The 20,479-nt window shown below is 41.7% G+C and carries 21 protein-coding genes; 2 read left to right on the top strand and 19 right to left on the bottom strand.

All coding sequences use genetic code 11. The features are described from left to right. Positions 1-91: 91 nt before the first annotated feature. The 3 genes from ylqF to rplS form a co-directional block, all read right to left on the bottom strand. Positions 92-958 carry a ribosome biogenesis GTPase YlqF gene (ylqF, locus tag BW961_RS13565; RefSeq protein WP_068580437.1) on the bottom strand — a complete coding sequence of 289 codons (867 nt, stop codon included), beginning with the start codon at positions 956-958 and terminating at the stop codon, positions 92-94. A 51-nt stretch (positions 959-1,009) separates the two neighbouring features. Beyond that, positions 1,010-1,636 carry a signal peptidase I gene (lepB, locus tag BW961_RS13570; RefSeq protein WP_068580583.1) on the bottom strand — a complete coding sequence of 209 codons (627 nt, stop codon included), beginning with the start codon at positions 1,634-1,636 and terminating at the stop codon, positions 1,010-1,012. Positions 1,637-1,831: 195 nt separating this feature from the next. After that, positions 1,832-2,176: a 50S ribosomal protein L19 gene (gene rplS, locus BW961_RS13575; protein WP_068580439.1), complete on the bottom strand. Its 345-nt coding sequence runs from the start codon at positions 2,174-2,176 to the stop codon at positions 1,832-1,834. Positions 2,177-2,471: 295 nt separating this feature from the next. On the opposite strand from rplS, the gene BW961_RS13580 reads away from it, so the two are divergent. Further along, positions 2,472-3,728, top strand: a complete 1,257-nt coding sequence (locus tag BW961_RS13580) for an MFS transporter (protein ID WP_068580440.1) — start codon at positions 2,472-2,474, stop codon at positions 3,726-3,728. Between the two features lie 96 nt (positions 3,729-3,824). Further along, positions 3,825-4,391, top strand: coding sequence for a winged helix-turn-helix domain-containing protein (locus BW961_RS13585; RefSeq protein WP_068580442.1), 567 nt, complete (start codon positions 3,825-3,827; stop codon positions 4,389-4,391). Between the two features lie 115 nt (positions 4,392-4,506). Here BW961_RS13585 and BW961_RS13590 read toward each other — a convergent pair whose 3' ends face one another. The 16 genes from BW961_RS13590 to BW961_RS13665 form a co-directional block, all read right to left on the bottom strand. Beyond that, positions 4,507-5,862: a dipeptidase gene (locus BW961_RS13590; RefSeq protein WP_068580444.1), complete on the bottom strand. Its 1,356-nt coding sequence runs from the start codon at positions 5,860-5,862 to the stop codon at positions 4,507-4,509. 28 nt (positions 5,863-5,890) lie between these two features. Next, a complete protein-coding gene (trmD, locus tag BW961_RS13595) occupies positions 5,891-6,628 on the bottom strand; it encodes a tRNA (guanosine(37)-N1)-methyltransferase TrmD (protein ID WP_068580445.1) in 738 nt (245 codons plus the stop codon). Positions 6,629-6,630: 2 nt separating this feature from the next. Beyond that, the gene (gene rimM, locus BW961_RS13600; protein ID WP_068580447.1) at positions 6,631-7,155 is read right to left on the bottom strand and encodes a ribosome maturation factor RimM; all 525 of its coding nucleotides are present in this window, start codon (positions 7,153-7,155) and stop codon (positions 6,631-6,633) included. A gap of 119 nt (positions 7,156-7,274) precedes the next feature. Beyond that, positions 7,275-7,505 carry a KH domain-containing protein gene (locus BW961_RS13605; protein ID WP_068531806.1) on the bottom strand — a complete coding sequence of 77 codons (231 nt, stop codon included), beginning with the start codon at positions 7,503-7,505 and terminating at the stop codon, positions 7,275-7,277. Positions 7,506-7,524: 19 nt separating this feature from the next. Next, complete coding sequence (gene rpsP / locus BW961_RS13610; RefSeq protein WP_068580449.1) at positions 7,525-7,797, bottom strand: 30S ribosomal protein S16; 273 nt, start codon at positions 7,795-7,797, stop codon at positions 7,525-7,527. 41 nt (positions 7,798-7,838) lie between these two features. Further along, entirely contained in the window at positions 7,839-9,221 is a 1,383-nt protein-coding gene (gene ffh / locus BW961_RS13615) for a signal recognition particle protein (protein WP_068580450.1), read from the bottom strand. Positions 9,222-9,241: 20 nt separating this feature from the next. Continuing rightward, a complete protein-coding gene (locus BW961_RS13620) occupies positions 9,242-9,598 on the bottom strand; it encodes a putative DNA-binding protein (protein WP_068580452.1) in 357 nt (118 codons plus the stop codon). Positions 9,599-9,740: 142 nt separating this feature from the next. Next, on the bottom strand, positions 9,741-10,385 hold the full coding sequence (gene trhA / locus BW961_RS13625; protein WP_068580455.1) for a PAQR family membrane homeostasis protein TrhA: 645 nt from the start codon (positions 10,383-10,385) through the stop codon (positions 9,741-9,743). A gap of 138 nt (positions 10,386-10,523) precedes the next feature. Beyond that, complete coding sequence (gene ftsY / locus BW961_RS13630; RefSeq protein WP_068580457.1) at positions 10,524-11,534, bottom strand: signal recognition particle-docking protein FtsY; 1,011 nt, start codon at positions 11,532-11,534, stop codon at positions 10,524-10,526. A gap of 45 nt (positions 11,535-11,579) precedes the next feature. Beyond that, entirely contained in the window at positions 11,580-15,149 is a 3,570-nt protein-coding gene (smc, locus tag BW961_RS13635; RefSeq protein WP_068580460.1) for a chromosome segregation protein SMC, read from the bottom strand. 156 nt (positions 15,150-15,305) lie between these two features. Further along, the gene (rnc, locus tag BW961_RS13640; protein WP_068580461.1) at positions 15,306-16,004 is read right to left on the bottom strand and encodes a ribonuclease III; all 699 of its coding nucleotides are present in this window, start codon (positions 16,002-16,004) and stop codon (positions 15,306-15,308) included. A 12-nt stretch (positions 16,005-16,016) separates the two neighbouring features. After that, positions 16,017-17,255, bottom strand: coding sequence for a beta-ketoacyl-ACP synthase II (gene fabF, locus BW961_RS13645; RefSeq protein ID WP_139331649.1), 1,239 nt, complete (start codon positions 17,253-17,255; stop codon positions 16,017-16,019). 137 nt (positions 17,256-17,392) lie between these two features. Continuing rightward, a complete protein-coding gene (gene acpP / locus BW961_RS13650; protein ID WP_068531791.1) occupies positions 17,393-17,626 on the bottom strand; it encodes an acyl carrier protein in 234 nt (77 codons plus the stop codon). A 50-nt stretch (positions 17,627-17,676) separates the two neighbouring features. Continuing rightward, on the bottom strand, positions 17,677-18,426 hold the full coding sequence (fabG, locus tag BW961_RS13655) for a 3-oxoacyl-[acyl-carrier-protein] reductase (protein ID WP_068580463.1): 750 nt from the start codon (positions 18,424-18,426) through the stop codon (positions 17,677-17,679). A 50-nt stretch (positions 18,427-18,476) separates the two neighbouring features. Further along, positions 18,477-19,409 (bottom strand): ACP S-malonyltransferase, encoded by a 933-nt coding sequence (fabD, locus tag BW961_RS13660; protein ID WP_068580464.1) that lies wholly within the window; start codon positions 19,407-19,409, stop codon positions 18,477-18,479. 77 nt (positions 19,410-19,486) lie between these two features. Further along, a complete protein-coding gene (locus tag BW961_RS13665) occupies positions 19,487-20,476 on the bottom strand; it encodes a beta-ketoacyl-ACP synthase III (protein ID WP_068580587.1) in 990 nt (329 codons plus the stop codon). Positions 20,477-20,479 lie beyond the last annotated feature (3 nt).

Genomic DNA, 20,479 nt, shown 5'->3' on the forward strand with positions numbered 1-20,479 from the left:
TTATTTCACATCATTTTAACATATTCTCTTATCCTATATTTCAACAATAAAAAAACCACCGAAGAATCGGTGGCTTCAAACCTCTTATTTATTAATAAGGTGCTTCCATTGAGAATCGGCCTAATTTACCAGCTCGGAGCTCTCGCAGTAACGTCCCACAAGCTTTCTCCAAGTCAACTCTGCCACCACTAATGATACAACCACGTCTACGGCCAACCTCTTCCATAATCGCGATAATTTCATCAGGATTCTCGAAATCTGATGGTTGATCACATTGAAGATCAAAACGCTCTTTGAAAGGAGTCCAATAGTATTTCGCTAGATATTTGATTCCGAAAAAGGCTACATCCTCTGTATTGAGAGTTTCTGCCTTAATCGCTCCAGTTACCGCTAGACGATAACCTACATTCATATCTTCGAACTTAGGCCACAGAATCCCTGGAGTATCCAGCAGTTCCATTTCTTTGCTCACTTTAATCCATTGTTGACCTTTGGTCACACCAGGGCGGTCACCTGTTAGGGCAACAGCCCGTCCAGCAAGCTTATTGATCAATGTGGATTTACCTACGTTTGGAATACCCACAATCAATGCCCGAATAGCTCTTGGATTCATACCTTTAGAAATTTGCTTGTCAATCTTAGCTTTCATCAGCAATTTAAGCTGCGTTGGGATTTCTTTCATCCCCGTACCTGTTGATGCATCAACAGGGAAAGCTACATGTCCTTCTCTTTTAAAATAAGCTAACCATTCTCTCGTCACTTCCGCATCCGCTAAATCCGCTTTATTCAAAATGATAAGCCGAGGTTTGTCCCCGAGAATCTCATCAATCATCGGATTGCGGCTTGAAAGTGGAAGACGAGCGTCAACCAACTCAATGACTGCATCAATCAGCTTTAATTGTTCTTGAATTTGGCGGCGAGCTCTGGTCATATGACCAGGGAACCACTGAATCGTCACCGTCATCACCTCTTCTTCTTTACCACAACTAATCCATAACCTTCATGGGGTTTAATGGTTGATCCATTCCATATCTTTCACTGGCCAGAAAATTACATCTGCGCGACCTACAATATCACCAAGTGGAACATAGCCAATCATTCGACTATCCGTACTATCTGAACGGTTATCTCCCATTACAAAAATGTGTCCTTCAGGTACTTTACCATCTGGAAAACTTTCGTTAGGGAAATCTTTATTGTTATAAGTCATGTTTTCTTTGTGTCTGTTGTCTATTTCAGCTTGTATGTAGGGCTCTTTAATAGGTTCCCCGTTTACGTAAACGGTATCCCCTTCCACCTTAACTGTGTCTCCAGCGACGCCAATCACTCGCTTAATGAAATCCCTACCTTCGGAAGGAACATGGAAAACAATGACTTCGCCCTTCTTAGGCTTACGAATATCATACAAAATTTCATTAACAATTAGACGTTCTCCCGTATGAAAGTTAGGCTTCATAGAAGGTCCATCTACAATAAATGGTTTAAAAAGAAGCCACCGAATAAGTACAACTAGGATCACAGCGATCACAATGGCCTTAATCCACTCCACAATTTCATTATTTCCTTTTTTCGCTGGTTTATCATCATGCTCTTTTAATTCAGCTACATCTGGCTGAACTCCTAAGTCCTGCTGCATCATTCATCGCCCTCTCTGAACCTAATGAAATGCAAATGGATAAAGAATATAAACCCTCTTTTTGGCATTTAAGAAAACAAAAGCTCCTTAACGGAGCTTCATCACCTACTAAATATAGGCACAATTCATCCATATGCCCTATTTATCCTAAAACGAAAGGGACTTGAAATCAAGCCCCTTAACGTTGTCCGTTTATTAACGGCGAATTTCTTTAATTCTTGCTGCTTTACCGCGTAGATCACGAAGATAGAAGAGTTTAGCACGACGCACTTTACCGCGACGAGTCACTTCAATACTCTCGAGTTTAGGCGAGTTAAGCGGGAAAGTTCTTTCCACACCAACACCGTAAGAGATTTTACGTACTGTAAAAGTCTCACCGATTCCGCCACCACGACGCTGAATAACAACACCTTCGAACAATTGGACGCGCTCACGTGTTCCCTCGATAACTTTTACATTTACTTTCAAAGTATCTCCAGGGCGAAAGTTTGGCAAATCTGTGCGAAGTTGATCTTGAGTAATCGCTTGTAGGATATTCATTTTAGAATTCCCTCCTTCCATACAGGCGTTCTTGCCTCTTCCAAAGAAATAATATTCTTCTTCATTATCGACAGAGGACCACCGTATTCATACACAACAGGAGTAATTATAACATAGTTCTCTATCTGCTTGCAAGAATTTTTGTATTCTATCATTATAGTAAAATTTAACATGCAGAATCAATTGAATTTCACAAAGTACATAAACAACCATTGACAAATCATGGATACATATTAAAATAAACATAACGTTAAAATTATTTTAACGTTCATAAAATTTTATAGGAGTGTTCCCTATGACAGATGTTGCACTAACCAAGAAACCTGGACTAAGAGAATTAAAAGTTAACAATCCTTTTATGTTATTTCTTACTGCCAAGATCATCTCGCGCTTTGGTGATTCCATTGATTCGATTGCATATAGTTGGATGGTCTATTTACTCACAGGTTCCAAGGTTCTCATGGGTACCTTGTTTGCCCTTAATTTTGTTCCGGGAATATTATTCAGCCTCTTTACAGGTGTGCTTGTAGATCGATGGAACCCACGTATGATTGTTATGCTCGCTGACTTAAGCCGCGGCATTATGGTTATCATCACAGGATTACTATATTGGCGAGGACTTTTGCTTCCATGGCATTTATTCTTGTTCACATTTATCAACTCAACATTTGAATGTTTTGCTATGCCCGCAGAAATGTCCCTCGTCCCTCGTATACTTCCCAAGAATCTTCTACTCAGTGGCAATTCCGTCTCATCCTCTGCTGGGCGAATCGCCGAATTAGCTGGACTCGCAACTGCCGGAGCCCTTATAGGACTTATCGGTATGTCCGGAGCTATTATCATCGATGGATTAACTTTTGTAATCTCAGCTTTACTTATTGCTTGTATCCGGGTTCCACTTGAACCAACTACTCAGACAAGCACAAGTAATCAACCAACAACTTATTTTCAAGAATTTAAAGTAGGATTGAAATTTATCACTTCTCATAAACTTCTACTTATCATAATGTGTGTAGCAACCTTTGTTAATTTGTGCCTTACGCCCTTTAATGTCCTTAATACCGTTTATGTGAAGGAACTCCTTCATGCAGGTCCTATAGGATTATCTATCCTTGGTACCTCTCTTATTTCAGGTATGCTTATAAGTGGATTATGGCTTAGTGTCAAAGGTTCCAACTTTAGAAAAAGTGTTCTAATTGTTAGTGGGTTCATTATTCTAAGTATAAATTATGCATTATTATTTATACCTGTAGCTTTCCCTATCTACCCCCTATATTCAGCAGCAATCTTTATCTTCGGAATGGGCATAGCTGTTCCCCTCGTAAGCACACCAACAGCAACTTATTTGATGGAAGTTACACCGAAAGAAATGCTTGGTAGAGTCGGATCGTTATTCAATATGGTCTGTACCTGTGCTATGCCGGTGGGAAGTCTCATAGCAGGATCTGTTGCAGAATTCATACCTGTGCATATGCTGTACCTCATATTAGGTGGATTACTTATGATCCCAGTTTTCTTTTTAATAACACAAAAGAATTTTATGAAAGTATAATAGGTGGCATTCTTTGAACTTTATCTACCTACAGATTATAATGAATACGTGCATAATTTGCATAAATACCGGATCTTATGACTGAGGTGCACGTGGATGGATACAATCACATTAAAGACCCTTGCGGATATCAGAATATATTCGGATCCATACCGAATGGATATCATGAATGAATTCCAGAAGTTAGACAGACCCGCCACCGTCAAGGAAATTGCCGATATCATGGGTGAAGTTCCTGCCAAGGTATATTATCACGCCAAAAAATTAATAAGTATTGGCTTACTCACTTTGGACCATACCCAACAAATCAACGGCATTACAGCGAAGTATTATCAAGCCTTTCAGGGCATAATCGCTGTTAAACGTAGTGAAATTGACGCTCCTATCGAGAATGTTCTATCCGAAACACAGAAATTACTTGTTGATATCTATGACAAGAGCAAACAGAAATTTATCAGCTTGATGGATATCAATATCCCTTTCGGTAATATATCCAATCGATCTATCTACTTAACTAAAGAGGAAGCCGATCAATTCCATGTCATGATTAATGAATATTGTGATAAACATCAGAAACAACACCCTCATCTCGAACAAGCGAAATATGAAATCTTCGCCACGATCATCAAAGAATCTTCTGATGAGATGAACAAACCGTCCTAACTTCCTACATAATCATTCTCCACATAATTAAAGCCACCGAAGATCAAGATGTTATCAACACATCAGGATCCCAGTGGCTTTTTTTATATGATATTTCGATTAACGCTTACTCCTCTTACACCTGTTTCAGAAACTCTACAATTGTGAGAAGGCCTTTATCAAAGTTATCTAAATTGAAGTGTTCATTCGGTGCATGTAGATTCTCATCAGGTAAACCAAAGCCCATCAATACGACTGGCACATTTAATAGGCGACCAAATGTTTCGACAATCGGGATAGAGCCTCCGTCTTTAGTAAACACCGGACGAACTCCATACACTTGATTAAATGCATCCGCGGCCTTCTGAAGCATAGGTGAAGATGTATCCATCGTAAACGGATTTCCCTTTTCACGTTGAACAACCGATACTTTAGCGCCTACAGGGACATTAGCATGAATATGGCGTTCAATTTTATTCAATATATCTTGTGGATCCTGATGTCCTACAAGACGACAAGTAATCTTCGCATGTGCTTCTCTTGGAATCACAGTCTTTGACCCTTCACCTTGGAATCCACCATACACCCCGTTTAATTCAAGTGTTGGACGAGCTCCGGTTCTTTCAACGAAGGAGTACCCTTCCTCTCCATAAAGCGTATCCAGACCCAAATCATCCTGTAATTTGTTCTCATCGATCGCTTGCTTCACGAACTCCGCTCTCATTTCAGGAGAAAGTTCAGGGACATCCGCATAGAAGCCTTCAACACTCACTTGACCTTTATCATCATGAAGTGTAGATAGTAGAGAAACAATCGCATGGAGTGCGTTAGGAACTCCCCCACCAAAAGTACCCGAATGAAGATCGGTATTGGCTGTCGTAATCTTCACATCTAGCGAACAAAGTCCACGTAGTCCAACACATATCGCTGGTTTACCTTTTTCAAGCAAAGACGTATCAGAGATTAAGACCACATCTGCTGACAAAGCCTCCCGATGTTCTTCTAAGAATGAAGGTAAGTTCGGACTCGTTACTTCCTCTTCACCTTCGATACAGAATTTAATGTTTACAGGAAGCTCCTTCTCTTGCTTTAGAAGCGCTTCAACGGCTTTAATATGTAGAAATACTTGACCTTTATCATCCGTTGCTCCACGAGCATAGATCTTATCTCCACGAATAGTTGGTTCAAATGGAGGCGTCTCCCACAGATGGAGAGGGTCTACCGGCTGTACATCATAATGTCCATATACAAGTACAGTAGGCTTACCTGGGGCGTGTAAATGATCTGCACACACAATAGGATGTCCTTCAGTTTGATGAACAGTTACGTTCTCTAAACCTGCCTTAGTTAATGAATCTGCCAACCAATCAGCTGCACGTAATACATCTGACTTGTGTTCAGATAGTGCAGAGATACTCGGAATGGATAACCATTCTTTTAACTCGTTCAAATGTTGTTCTCTTAGGTTTTCAAAATAGACTTTATAATCCATCTTGTTCCTCCCCTTCCATTCTCATCTTCTATTGCTCCTGGTTACGAAGTTCTCGTAGATACTTCTTATCTTGAACCGTAAGTTCTAGCTTATCCAATAGGTCTGGACGACGAGTAAACGTACGCTTCAGTGCTTGTTGTCTACGCCACACATCTATATTAGCATGATGACCGCTAAGCAACATATCTGGCACCTTCCAACCTCGGAATTCAGCAGGTCGTGTATAATGCGGATACTCAAGTAGCCCCGTACTAAATGAATCTGTCACTGCTGACATCTGATTACCTAATACACCCGGCAATAACCTTACGACAGAATCAATAACAGTCATAGCCGGTATTTCACCGCCAGTAAGAACATAGTCCCCGACGGACAGTTCGTCTGTGACCAGATGCTCGCGAATTCGTTCATCATAACCTTCATAGTGTCCACATATAAAGATGAGATGTTCTTCTTTAGACAATTCTTCTGCTTTCTTTTGTGTGAATGTTTCTCCCTGTGGACACATCAGGATCACACGTGGAGGATTGATGGTAGATGTCTTGACATGTTCTACCGCAGCAAAAATAGGCTCCGGCTTCAACACCATACCACCGCCACCACCATAAGGCGTATCATCGACAGTGTGATGTTTACTTAAAGAAAAGTCTCTGAAATTAATCGCATTCAAAGACACAATTCCCTTCTCATTCGCCTTGCCTAAAATACTACTCTCGAACACCCCTGTGAACATCTCAGGAAATAAGGTAAGCACATCTACCTTCATATTTATAACAATCCTTCCATGAGGTAAATCTTAACCTTCTTGTTACTAACATCTACATCTAATACAACATCATCAATCACCGGGATTAGAATGTCCGAACCTGAGAGAGGTTTAACCACCCATATGTCATTTGCACCCGTAGACATAATTTCAGTAATAACACCTAGTGGCTTATCTTCATTATCATCCGTAAACACATTACATCCAATAATATCGTGATAATAATACTCGTTGTCAGGTAGTTCAACAAGATCATCCTGAGATACTTTGAGCGTACTGCCTTTATACTTCTCCACCTGATTAATATTCGTGAAGCCTTCTAATTTTACAATATAGGTATTCTTATGAAAACGTGCAGACTCTACAGTAATCCAAAATGACGGAGTTCCGTCTCCAGGAATCAAGTATAAACGTTTCCCTTTAGCAAAACGTTCTTCTGGAAAATCCGTAATCGCTAACACTTTAATTTCACCCTTAATGCCGTGTGTATTCACCAATTTACCAACTGTTAATAATTGTTCCGACATATTCTCCTCCTAAAAAAAGCGCTCGTTCGCGCATAATACTTTTGTCCATGCTAGTATTATGTCTTCAGCATGTACGAAAAAGGGCTAGGACATTCATCCTAACCCACTTTCGTAAATCTTTAAGATATAATATCCACGGTTACTCGTTTGTCCATTTTGACTGCTGCAGATGTGACAACCGTGCGTAATGCTTTGGCGATCCTACCTTGTTTACCAATAACCTTGCCCACATCATCAGGATGAATGGACAATTCATAGACAACAAGATGATCCTTCTCCACCGTCTTCACGGTCACATCTTCAGGATGATCCACCAAAGCCTTAGCAATAACACTAACTAATTCTTCCATAGATACCCCTCATCAGTCATTATTTCTGTAACTTAAGTTCATGGAATTTCTTCATAACGCCTGCTTTACTAAGCAAGTTACGAACTGTATCGGATGCTTGTGCACCTGTTTGAAGCCATGCCAAAGCTTTATCTTCATCAATTTTAACTACTGCCGGTGATTCAATCGGATTGTAGTAACCAATTTCTTCGATAAAACGACCATCACGCGGGGAACGGGAATCCGAAACCACGATACGGTAGAACGGCGCTTTATGGGCACCAATGCGTTTAAGACGAATACGTACTGCCACAAAATTCACCTCCTTCAATAAATAATAGTAGTATTAGTATTTTAACGGAAAGGAAACTTCATGCCGCCTTTTCCTGCTAATCCTTTTAACTGTTTCATTGCTTTTCCTTTAGGACCTTTAGGTCCCATCATATCTGAGAATTGTTTCATCATCCGACGCATTTCATCAAACTGTTTAATGAGACGGTTTACTTCGGCAATATTTGTACCACTACCAGTTGCAATCCGTTTACGTCGTTTGTGGTCAATCATCTCAGGATGCTGCTTTTCTTGCTTCGTCATCGAGAAGACAATGGCTTCAATACGACCCATTTGCTTGTCGTCAACTTTAATATCTTTCGCTTGTTTCATCTTACCCATACCAGGAATCATATCCATGATCTGATCAAGAGGCCCAAGCTTCTTCACTTGATCCATTTGCTCTAGAAAATCATCGAACGTAAACTCTGCATTACGCATCTTACGTTCCATTTCTTTCGCTTTCTCAACATCGATATTGGACTGTGCTTTCTCAATCAGAGAGAGCATATCGCCCATTCCTAGAATTCTTGAAGCCATCCGTTCTGGATGGAAAGGCTCCAAAGCATCAATCTTCTCACCAAGCGCAGCAAATTTAATCGGGCAACCCGTTACTGCTTTGACTGAGAGTGCAGCACCACCTCGTGTGTCACCATCTAACTTCGTGAGCACCACACCAGTGAGTGTAAGCTGAGTATTGAAGTTGTCAGCAACATTGACCGCATCTTGCCCTGTCATAGCGTCAACTACGAGCAATACTTCATCGGGATTAACTTCTGTATGAATCTGACGTAATTCCTCCATCAGCTCTTCATCAATATGAAGACGACCAGCGGTATCTACAATCAGATAATCATTTCCGTTATCCTTAGCATGCTGCAAACCTTGCTTAGCAATTTCAACTGGACTAACCTTGTCCCCAAGTGAGAAGACAGGAACTTTAATCTGTTCTCCCAACACTTCCAACTGCTTAATCGCAGCAGGACGATAAATATCCGCAGCGACAAGTAACGGACGACTATTCTGCTTCTGAAGCAGTTTAGCTAATTTGGCAGACGTTGTTGTCTTACCCGCACCTTGAAGACCGACCATCATTATAACAGTAGGACCTTTATTTGCCTTGGCAAGCTTAGCCTGACTTCCACCCATAAGCTCAGTCAATTCCTTATTGACGATGTCAATAATAATCATGCCTGGAGTGAAGCTGTCCATTACTTCTTTCCCAATAGACTTCTCTTTAACTTTGGCAACGAATTCCTTGACTACTTTGAAATTAACGTCCGCTTCCAATAGGGCAAGACGCACTTCACGCATCGCTTCGTTCACATCGTCCTCAGATACTTTACCTTTGCCACGAAGCTTACTAAATACGTTCTGTAACCTGCCTGTTAATCCTTCAAATGCCATTCGCTGCCACCCCCCTGCTACTATTCATATACCTGCAAACGATCTAATATTGAGATCAGCTTTTCCTTATCTTCTGTTGAAACATCTACTGTCGTAAGTACATGTCTTAATTGCTCTATTTCGTGGTTACGTTGTTCATACTTTTGTAGAAGACTCAATTTCTCTTCGTACATAGCAAGTACTTGTTCCGCACGTTTAATGTGTTCATAGACAGCTTGCCGACTAATTTCGAATTCTGCGGCAATTTCCCCGAGGGAAAAATCATCATGAAAATAATATTTAAGGAATGTCTGCTGCTTCTCAGTTAGCAGGTGTTCATAGAAATCAAACAACCGATTAATTCGATTTGTTTTCTCCAGCCTATCATCCTGACTCATCAAGGGCACTCCCTTCGTCAAGGAAAAACACTTTACACTCAACAAAACTAATATTACATAAAATAAAGAGAGATGTCAAGCAAATATCCTTGTCATCTCCCTTGGTTAATTTTTCTAGCTTCAAATCGTGATTATACGTTCATTAATTAGGTAGTAAATAAAGAAAAACGGAGAAGAAATGAAGCACACTACCTGCTAATACAAACAGATGCCATATAGCATGATGATAAGGAAACCCTCTCCAGACGTAGAATACCGTTCCAAGTGTGTACATGATTCCACCAAGAGCAAGAAGCAACATGCCTCCGTCTGGTACAACAGCCGTTAATGGAACCCAAGCAATCACAATCATCCAGCCCATTATAATATAGAAGATCGTGGACATGAATAGAAATCTTTTCACAAAAAAAGCCTTGAAGACGCAACCTATAATAGCAAAACCCCAAACAACACCGAATAAAGACCAGCCAAGAGGTCCACGAATAGCAACCAGTAAAAAGGGAGTATACGAACCGGCTATATAAAGATAAATAGACGAATGGTCAAAGAATTCGAACAGATCCTTTGTTTTGCCTTCCTTGAAGCTATGAACCAATGTGGAATTCAGATATAAAATGAGCATCGTCGATCCATAGATTGTAAAGCTCACAATATGCCACGGAGTTCCTTTGATACTAGCAAACACGATGAGTAATACAAGTGCCGCCACACTGAGGACCGCTCCAATCCCATGAGTAATCGCATTAGCCACTTCCTCACGACGGGTGTAGATGTGCGTATTCGCCATATTTAAAAGTCCTTTCGCTTTAAAACTTCTTGTTCCACATTATACACCTCTTAAATTAAGAAGTAACGTATCCACCTTTGTATATTTAAAAAAGGCATCTGCAGAACTGAGCCTCTGCAGATGCCTAACCGTAAAAGACTATTCCTCTGAAATGGAGGATTCGTCCGCATTCTCTTCTTCTTGAATCAATCCTGCGAATAATGCATGCACGAATTGCTCTGAATCAAAAGGCTGTAAGTCATCCAGCTTCTCACCAAGTCCTACTAATTTCACCGGAATGTTCATTTCCTGACGAATAGCCACAACGATTCCGCCTTTGGCCGTTCCATCCAATTTCGTAAGAACAAGACCTGTCACGCCACTCTTTTCCCCGAAGAGCTTAGCCTGACTTAAGGCATTCTGTCCCGTAGTAGCATCTAGTACCATCAAGACTTCATGAGGTGCACCTGGGATCTCACGTTGAATAACACGGAATATCTTGTTCAGCTCTTCCATCAGATTAGATTTGTTCTGTAAGCGCCCCGCTGTATCACAGATAAGAACATCTACTTGACGTTGTTTGGCTGCTTGAACAGCATCAAACATGACAGCTGCAGGATCTGAACCTGCCTGCTGTTTGATGACTTCAACTCCAGCACGTTGTCCCCACACTTCAAGTTGCTCGATTGCTCCAGCGCGGAATGTATCTCCAGCTGCTAATAGAACTTTTTTACCTTCTTGTTTAAATCGATGTGCCATTTTACCAATCGTAGTTGTTTTCCCTACGCCATTCACGCCTACAAATAAAATAACGGTTATCCCGTCTTTATTCATATTTAGGGAGTTATCATCATCACCACGTAGCAGTTCCATCAATTTTTGTGACAAAATCGGTTGGAGCTCCAAAGCATTCTCAATTTTCTGCTTCTTCACTTCAACTCGCAATTCCTCAATTAAGGTCATAACCGTGTTAACACCGACGTCTGCACCGATCAGAATTTCTTCTAGTTCTTCATAGAATTCTTCATCTATTTTCTTACGACGAATCATAAGATCAGATACTTTCTCTACAAGTCCCTTACGCGTTTTCTCTAGCCCATCACGAAATTGCTTCGTTACAGCTTCTGTTTTACTTGAAATACTTTCTTTCAGCTTTTTAAAGAAACTCATATGCTTCCTCCATCTCTATATCTGTAGTTCAAACAATCTAGTATGTTAAGCAATTTCCGCTTCTTCATTCTCTAACTTCACTGAAACCAACTTAGATACGCCGCCCTCTTCCATGGTAACGCCATAGAGTACATCCGCTTCTTCCATTGTTCCTTTACGGTGAGTAACGACAATGAACTGCGTCTGTTCAGAGAATTCACGTAAATATTGAGCAAACCGAACGACATTAGCTTCATCAAGCGCGGCTTCTACTTCATCCAGGACACAGAATGGAACCGGCTTAACTTGCAGGATAGCGAATAAGAGCGCCATTGCCGTCAAAGCACGTTCTCCACCAGAAAGAAGTTGTAAATTCTGTAGCTTTTTGCCTGGAGGTTGTGCAACGATATCAATTCCCGTATCTAACATATTCTCAGGATCAAGGAGAACAAGGTCCGCTCTCCCTCCACCAAATAGCTTCATAAATACAGTACCAAACTCTCGACGAATGGCATCAAAGGTCGTTTTGAAACGCTTAGACATTTCGTCATCCATTTCGCGGATCACTTCATAAAGTGTCGTCTTAGCCCCAATTAGATCTTCCTTCTGTTCACTCAGGAATTGGTATCGTTCGTTGACCCGTTGGTATTCTTCAATCGCTCCAAGGTTCACTTCACCCAGTGAAGATATGCTACGTTTCAGTTCCCGAACCTCGTTCTGAACAGCTAGCACATCTTCAGGAATTGGATACCGCTGCTTGGCTAATTCGTAACTAAGCTCATAATCTTCACTCAGTTTCTTGAGGATGTTATCTAATTCCACATCCAGTCGATTCACACCAATCTCGGTCTGGCGAAGCTGTTCATCAACAGTACGAAGCTGCGTTCGTTGCTCCCTGGTTTCGTTCTCTTGTAGTTCCAGCTTCTTAGACAGTTGCGTACGTGTTGCTCTCTTGAAATCAAGTTGTTGCGATGACTCTTCCTTCTTCAGCTTGTACTGATTCAAACTCTCAATTTGCCCTGCAGCTTCATTAGCATTCGTAAGTAGATCGGCTTCAATAGAAGCTAACAAGTTCTTCGTTTGGCGTAAATCCCGATCCTGTGAATTGAAGTCAGTCTGCAATCGACGTAGTTGCTCTTCGAGAGAGAAACATTCCTGATCTAACTTGCCTTCTTTTACTTTCAGTTGTGTTAACTGATTCAGGAGTTCATCTTTTGCTGATTCACTCGCTTTACGTGTGAACTCAGCTGCTTGAAGTGCCTGATGCGAAGATTTCTCTTTTTCTTCTAATTCAGCCAACTTCTTCACAGCCTGTTCACGACTAAGCTCAAGTCCTTTGTTCTCTTCTGTAAATCCATTCTTCTCTTGACCCGTCATTTCAACCTGTTCCAACACATGTCGTAATTCGTGTTGAAGTTGCTTCAGATCCCCTGCCGCTTGTTGCTCTTCAATCCGCTTATCATCACCCGCTTGTCGAAGTTCATCGAGCTTCGTCTGAGTCTGAGTGAGTTGTGTCTTGAGCTGTTGAATACTCTCTTGAAGTTTGATCAACTGTTTCTCCGTATCCACAATCTCTTGATCTAAAGCATCCAATTGACGTTTGCGGCTAAGTAAACTGTTATTCTTCTTATGTTGACTACCACCGGTCATGGAACCACCTGCATTGACGATATCACCTTCAAGTGTGACTACTCGATATCTGTATTGGCATTTAGAGGCTATTTTATTGGCGTCTTCTAACGATTCCGCAATGATAACATTGCCCAGTAGACTACCAATAACAGGAGCATAGGTTGCATTGTACTGTACCAAATCTGCTCCTATACCTACAAATCCGTTAGCCCCTTCAATGACAGAGCGATCACTTGACGAGATATTTCTTGCCCGCATAACATCTAAAGGTAGAAAAGTTGCTCGTCCAAGTTGACGTTGTTTCAGAAAGGAAATAGCTTGACGAGACACCGATTCATTATCCATAACAATATGTTGGAGCGATGCACCCATGGCCGTCTCCATAGCTAATTCTAACTTCTCTGGTACGGTAATAAGTTCCGCAACAGCTCCGTGCACACCACTAAGTACAGATTTACGAGAAGCTTTGAGTACTTCTTTAACGCCCAACATAAATCCATCGAAATCGTCTTGCATTTCCTTCATGGTATCACGCCGGGAAGTTAGCGCTTCACGTTTCTGCTCCCATTTACGAAGTGTACCTTGGCTTTCCTCTAACAGTTTCTGCACGGATTGATACCGTTCACTCTCGGTAATATATCCTCCACGCAAATCTCTGATTTCATTCGCAAAATTCTCTATAGAAGCATCTAGAGCGTACTTTCGCTTTAACAACTCTTCTTTCTGACTCTCCCATTTACCTGTCTCTTCTTCAGCACGATTCATTCGACGAGACAGTGTTTCCTTCTGCTGATCTGCATAACGGATTTCATTACGTGCCTGCGCCATTTCATTCATAAGTTCAAGCAGAGAACTCTTCAGGGTTTCTTCCTGTTGCTGGTTAATGCCACCGGTTACGCCAACCAACTTCGCTTCTTCCCCAGATAAATGATGACGTAATTCCTTAAGTTCTTCCTGTAATGCTTCGAGCTTACTCTTTGTAAGAGACAATTCGGTCTTTCGATCCTCGACCCGCTCATCCCCTGTATTTAAGGTCGTAGCTAACTGCTCTTTGTGGCCCTCAAGATTTCGCTTCCGTTCCCTGAGCACTTCACCGTAACCTTCACTCTTCTCATAAGCTTCACTATACTGAAGCAATTCATCTTGTAACAACTCTACATCTTGTTCCAGCTTACGTAGTATAGAACGATCGCTTTCCAGCATCGCATCATGAGCAGATACAACGGTAGATAGTTCAAGTTGTTGCTCTTGTAAGCCCTTAAGCTTACGCGTAGCTTCGGTCCAGTGCGTATGAATTTGTTCTATTTGATGAACATACATCGAAATTTCTTTACTTTTCAACTGTTCACGAAGTTGTTTGAAGTGTATAGCTTTCTCGGATTGATCTTTTAATGGACCAATCTGGACTTCCAACTCACTCACTAAATCGTGAATACGCAACAAATTTTGTTCCGTATCATCTAGTTTGCGCATGGCATCCTTTTTGCGAGATTTATACTTTACGATCCCTGAGGCTTCTTCAAATATGCCCCTACGGTCCTCTGAACGAGTACTTAGAATTTCTTCTATTCGTCCTTGTCCGATAATCGAGTACGCTTCTTTACCAATCCCTGTATCCATAAACAATTCGGTAATGTCTTTCAGACGACAAGATTGTTTATTAATCAAATACTCACTGTCTCCATTACGATGTACCCGGCGTGTTACCGTTACTTCGTTGAAGTCGAGCGGAAGTACATGATCCTCATTATCCAAAGTCAGTGAGACTTCCCCAAAATTAACAGCTTTACGCGCGTCACTGCCGGCAAATATAATATCTTCCATCTTGCCGCCACGTAGTGATTTAGCACTCTGCTCTCCTAACACCCATCGTATGCCGTCGGAAATATTACTCTTACCGCTCCCGTTAGGACCGACCACAGCCGTTATTCCTCTAACGAATTCCATCTCCGTTTTATCGGCAAAAGATTTGAAACCTGCTAATTCAATCCGTTTCAAAAACATATTCCCCAAATCACCTCTAAACCTAATAATACCACAACTTCTTCAAGTGAAAACACTAATTAAAAGAGCAAAAAGCAGTCAATGGCTAATAATACGATCCATCTTACGTGACTGCTCTTTGCTCTTAGGTTATGAATCGTGCTAGCCTTCAAATCCTTAGGATTTGGCTAGCTTCAAATGACCGAGTGCAACTGATGCAGCTTGCTGCTCGGCTTCTTTCTTAGATCGACCAGTACCTCTTCCGATATGTTCATTTCCCATAAAAACTTCAGAAACAAATTCACGTTCATGTGCTGGTCCTCGCTCTTCAACGATCCGATATTCTAACAGCCCCATATTATGGTGTTGTGTTAATTCTTGTAGTTCAGTCTTATAGTCGCTCATTTGGAGCTTCCCATTCTCTGAAACTTGAGGAAATACATATCGTTCTAAGAATGAGCGAGCCGCTTCAATTCCTTGATCCAAATATAAAGCACCGATAAAGGCTTCAAATACATCCGCAAGTAACGCAGGGCGAGTACGCCCTCCTGTTAATTCCTCACCTTTACCTAACAATACATATTGTCCAAAGCTTAAGGCTTCCGCAAACTTAACTAGTGAAGGCTCACATACAATAGCTGCACGCAGTTTTGTAAGTTCCCCTTCAGGTTTAGTTGGGAAAAGACTGTACAAGAATTCAGATACCGTAAGTTCCAACACAGCATCCCCTAAAAATTCTAGGCGTTCATTATCATGATACTGACTGAAACGGTGTTCATTGACGTAAGATGCGTGAGTAAAGGCCTGCTTCAAAAGAAGCTTATTGTGGAATTGGACATGAAGTTGCTGCTGTAAATGCTTCAGATCACCGCTCAACAAATTGTCCCCTTAAACATCATATTTTTTCAAAATAATCGAAGCGTTGTGTCCACCAAATCCAAAGGAATTGGACATCACAACATTCAAATCTGCTTTACGCGCAATATTTGGAACATAATCCAGATCACATTCCACATCAGGTTCGTCCAAATTAATCGTAGGAGGAATGATCTGATTCTGCAAGGAAAGAGCACATATAACAGCCTCTACACCACCCGCAGCACCAAGTAAATGACCTGTCATGGATTTCGTAGAACTAACGGCTACTTTATAAGCATGATCCCCTAAAGCCATCTTAATGGCTTTGGTCTCGGATTTGTCTCCTACACCTGTTGATGTTCCATGAGCATTGATATAATCAACGTCTTCAGGACTAATTCCTGCAGTCCTTAAGGCCATCTTCATACAACGAGCCGGACCATCCGGATCAGGATCAGTCATATGGTGAGCATCTGCACTCAGACCATATCCAATGACTTCAGCGATAATATTCGCACCGCGCTTCTGTGCATGTTCCAACGATTCCAAGACAAGAACACCAGCGCCTTCTCCCATGACGAATCCATCACGGTTTGTATCAAAAGGACGACTCGCTTTCTCGGGCTCATCATTACGTGTAGACATCGCACGCATAGCACAGAATCCCGCTACGCCCGTGGGGCGTATAGTTGCTTCCGCTCCTCCACAGATCATTACATCAGCTTCACCACTCTGAATCCATCTGAAAGAATCACCAATCGCATGTGAACCAGAAGCACAAGCAGAGACAGAAGCCGAATTAGGGCCCTTAGCTCCCAAGAGAATAGATAAGTGTCCTGAAGCCATGTTAGCAATCATCATCGGAATGAAGAATGGGCTTACCCGTTTGGGACCCTTCTGCAACAGAATATTATGCTGATCTTCCCATGTTCCCAGACCACCAATTCCAGAACCAATAATTACACCAACACGCTCCGGATCGGAATCTTTAGAAATATCTAGACCACTATTCTGCAAAGCCATCACGCCAGCTGCTGCTGCAAACTGAACGAATCTATCCATCTTCCGCATTTCTTTACGGTCAATGTACTCTTCAGCATCGAAATCTTTCACTGAAGCTGCAATTCTGGTGTTATAGTCACTAACATCAAAGGACTCAATCTGTGAAACACCAGATTTCCCAGCTACCAGGTTACTCCATAAACTCTCTAAATCTTTGCCCAGGGAAGTCACAACGCCCATCCCGGTTATCACTACTCTATGATTCAACGCATTCACCTCTATAATAGACTGGATATGCATATTTTTCGTATATAACATGTAAACAACGCTCTAAAGAAGAGTTTGTCCCCAAATATATGGAGAAGTCCCGCCTAAAAGCAGAACGGGACTTACCAATGAATTATTTAGGTGTGAGATTGTATGTACTTCACAACTTCTCCCACGCTTGTAATTTTTTCTGCGTCTTCATCAGAAATTTCAATATCAAACTCATCTTCCAATTCCATTACCAATTCAACAACGTCAAGAGAATCAGCACCAAGATCATCTTTAAAAGATGATTCTAATGTAACCTCCGCTTCGTCAGCACCTAAGCGATCGACGACGATGCGTTTTACACGTTCCAATACATCGGACATCCGGTTCACCTCCTCCTCTTTGGTATTATACGAGAATTTTTTTCAAAATGCTACATCACCATTCCGCCATCCACATGTAATGTCTGGCCTGTCATGTAGGACGCGCTATCAGAAGCTAAGAAAGCGACCACTTTGGCGACCTCTTCTGGCTCCCCTAGGCGTGCTAGTGGGATATCAGCTATATACTTGCTCCGCAAGTCTTCTGATAACTCCTTGGTCATATCTGATTCAATAAAACCAGGAGCTACACAGTTAACGGTAATCCCTCGCGAAGCAAGCTCACGAGCAGATGATTTAGTAAGACCAATCACACCTGCTTTTGCTGCAACATAATTGGCTTGACCTGCATTGCCAAGAACACCTACAACGGATGAAATATTAATGATCCGTCCATAACGTTGCTTCATCATCGGACGGGTAACTGCTTTTAAACAGTTAAACACACCTTTGAGGTTCGTTTCAATAACAGAATCAAATTCTTCCTCTTTCATACGCATAATTAGATTATCTCTAGTAATGCCTGCGTTATTCACAAGAATATCAATACGGCCCAAAGCGTTGATAGCTTCCTTAACCAAATTCTCAGCTTCTTCACTCTTACCAACATTCGCTTTCAGCGCAACTGATTCTACGCCTAACGCTTGAATCTCAGCAACAACTTCTTGTGCAGCTGTCTCATTTCCTGAATAATTGACAACCACATTCGCACCTAAACCGGCTAAGTTTAGAGCGATACTACGCCCTATCCCACGAGAAGCTCCCGTTACAAGTGCAACTTGTCCGCTTAAAGGTTTGGACATCATAAATTCCTTCTTCCCCCAAATATCTATTGTATACTTTCCAAAGCCTCTTAGGCTTCTATAAATGCATTCTCAACACTTTCAAGACTATTGATGTTGATTAGCTTCACGGTCTTATCAATCTTCTTAATTAGGCCTGTTAATACGCTACCTGGCCCGATCTCAACAAAAGTATCTACCCCTTGTCCGATAAGATAGTTAATACTATCTTCCCAAAGAACAGGTGAATAGACCTGTTGCACTAGAAGACTACGAAAAGTTTCCCCAGCGTTAACAGTCTGTGCAGTTACGTTAGCTACAACAGAAATCTTTGGTTCCTGAAAGGACACGGCGTTCAGTTCAACTTCAAGCTGTTCAGCCGCTGACTTCATCATAGAAGAATGAAAAGGACCGCTGACTTCAAGCGAAATCGCTCTTTTTCCGCCCGCTTCCTTCACACGCTCACTTACCGCAGCAACACCCAATTGTGAGCCTGAAATGACAATTTGCCCTGGACAATTGATATTAGCTAGTTCAACGACATGTCCGCTCTCACTAACCTCAGCACATAATTGTGATAGAGCTTCACGGTCAGCTCCTAATACCGCTGCCATAGCCCCTTGCCCACCAGGAACGGCCTTCTCCATAAAGTTACCACGAGCTCTCACAGTGGCTACCGCATCCTCAAATGTTAAAACCTCAGCTGCCACAAGAGCGCTGTACTCACCCAAACTGTGCCCTGCAACATAGTCTGCTTGTATCCCTTTAACACGTAATGCTTCTAAATAAGCAATACTTGTAGCTAATAAAGCAGGCTGTGTATTAAAAGTCTGTTTCAACTCTGCATCCGGGCCTTCAAAAATCATAGTAGATAAGTCAAAACCTAATACTCTATCAGCTGTTTCAAAGATCGCTCGGGAAGTAGGAACGGCATCATAAATATCTTTTCCCATACCTACTGACTGAGCGCCTTGTCCCGGAAACACAAATGCCACTTTACCCATGATTCATCTCCTTAGATGACAAACTTTTAATTATATATTGTAAAATATCAATGTTTATGCTGAAATCTGATCATTTCTTACCATACAAGTACGCAAGCTCCCCAAGTCAATCCACCACCGAAGCCAACCATCAAGACGGTGTCTCCTTCTTTCATTCGGTTCTGCTCAGCTGCTTCTACAAGAGCAAGCGGAATTGAAGCTGCTGACGTATTCGCATATTTATCCACGTTAATGACGCATTTCTCTGGAGGTAAATCTAAACGATTCATCGCAGATTGAATAATACGTATATTGGCTTGATGAGGAACAAAGAGATCAATATCCTCTTTCGTCTTACCCGCCTTAGTCAATACGGCTTCCGTAGCCGAACCCATAACTCTTACTGCAAATTTAAATACTTCCCGACCATTCATATAAATGAAATGGTTCTTATTTTCGATCGTTTCCGGCGATGAAGGTAAACGTGAACCCCCACCTGCAAGATTTAGTAATGGACCACCTGAACCCTCTGCTCCTAGATCAAAGGACTGGAAGCCGCGTCCTTCTGGCACTTCACCAATTACAACGGCACCCGCTCCATCTCCGAACAATACACAGGTATTACGGTCCGTATAATCGGTAATTCTAGATAAGCAATCAGCTCCAATAATAAGTGCGTTATTATACATGCCAGTCTTAATAAAATTCGTTGCTGTTGCTAAGCTGTACACAAAGCCAGAACATGCAGCAGACAAATCAAATGCAGCTGCATTCTTAGCACCTAACTTATCTTGAAGAATACAAGCCGTGGATGGAAAGAACGTATCTGGTGTCACTGTAGCCACAATGATTAGATCAATTTCATCTGCTGTCATTCCAGCGGATTCCAACGCCTTTATAGCCGCTTCATAGGCAAGATCAGATGTGGCTTGCTCAGGTGCAGCAATGTGCCGTTCTTTAATTCCGGTCCGGCTAACAATCCATTCGTCATTCGTATCTACTATTTTTTCCAAATCGCTATTCGTCAATATCTTCTCAGGAACATATTTACCTGTCCCTATTATACCAACTGCCCGTAATCCATTCATGAC

The sequence above is a fragment of the Paenibacillus macquariensis genome (assembly GCF_900156375.1).
Lineage (GTDB): Bacteria > Bacillota > Bacilli > Paenibacillales > Paenibacillaceae > Paenibacillus_AQ > Paenibacillus_AQ macquariensis.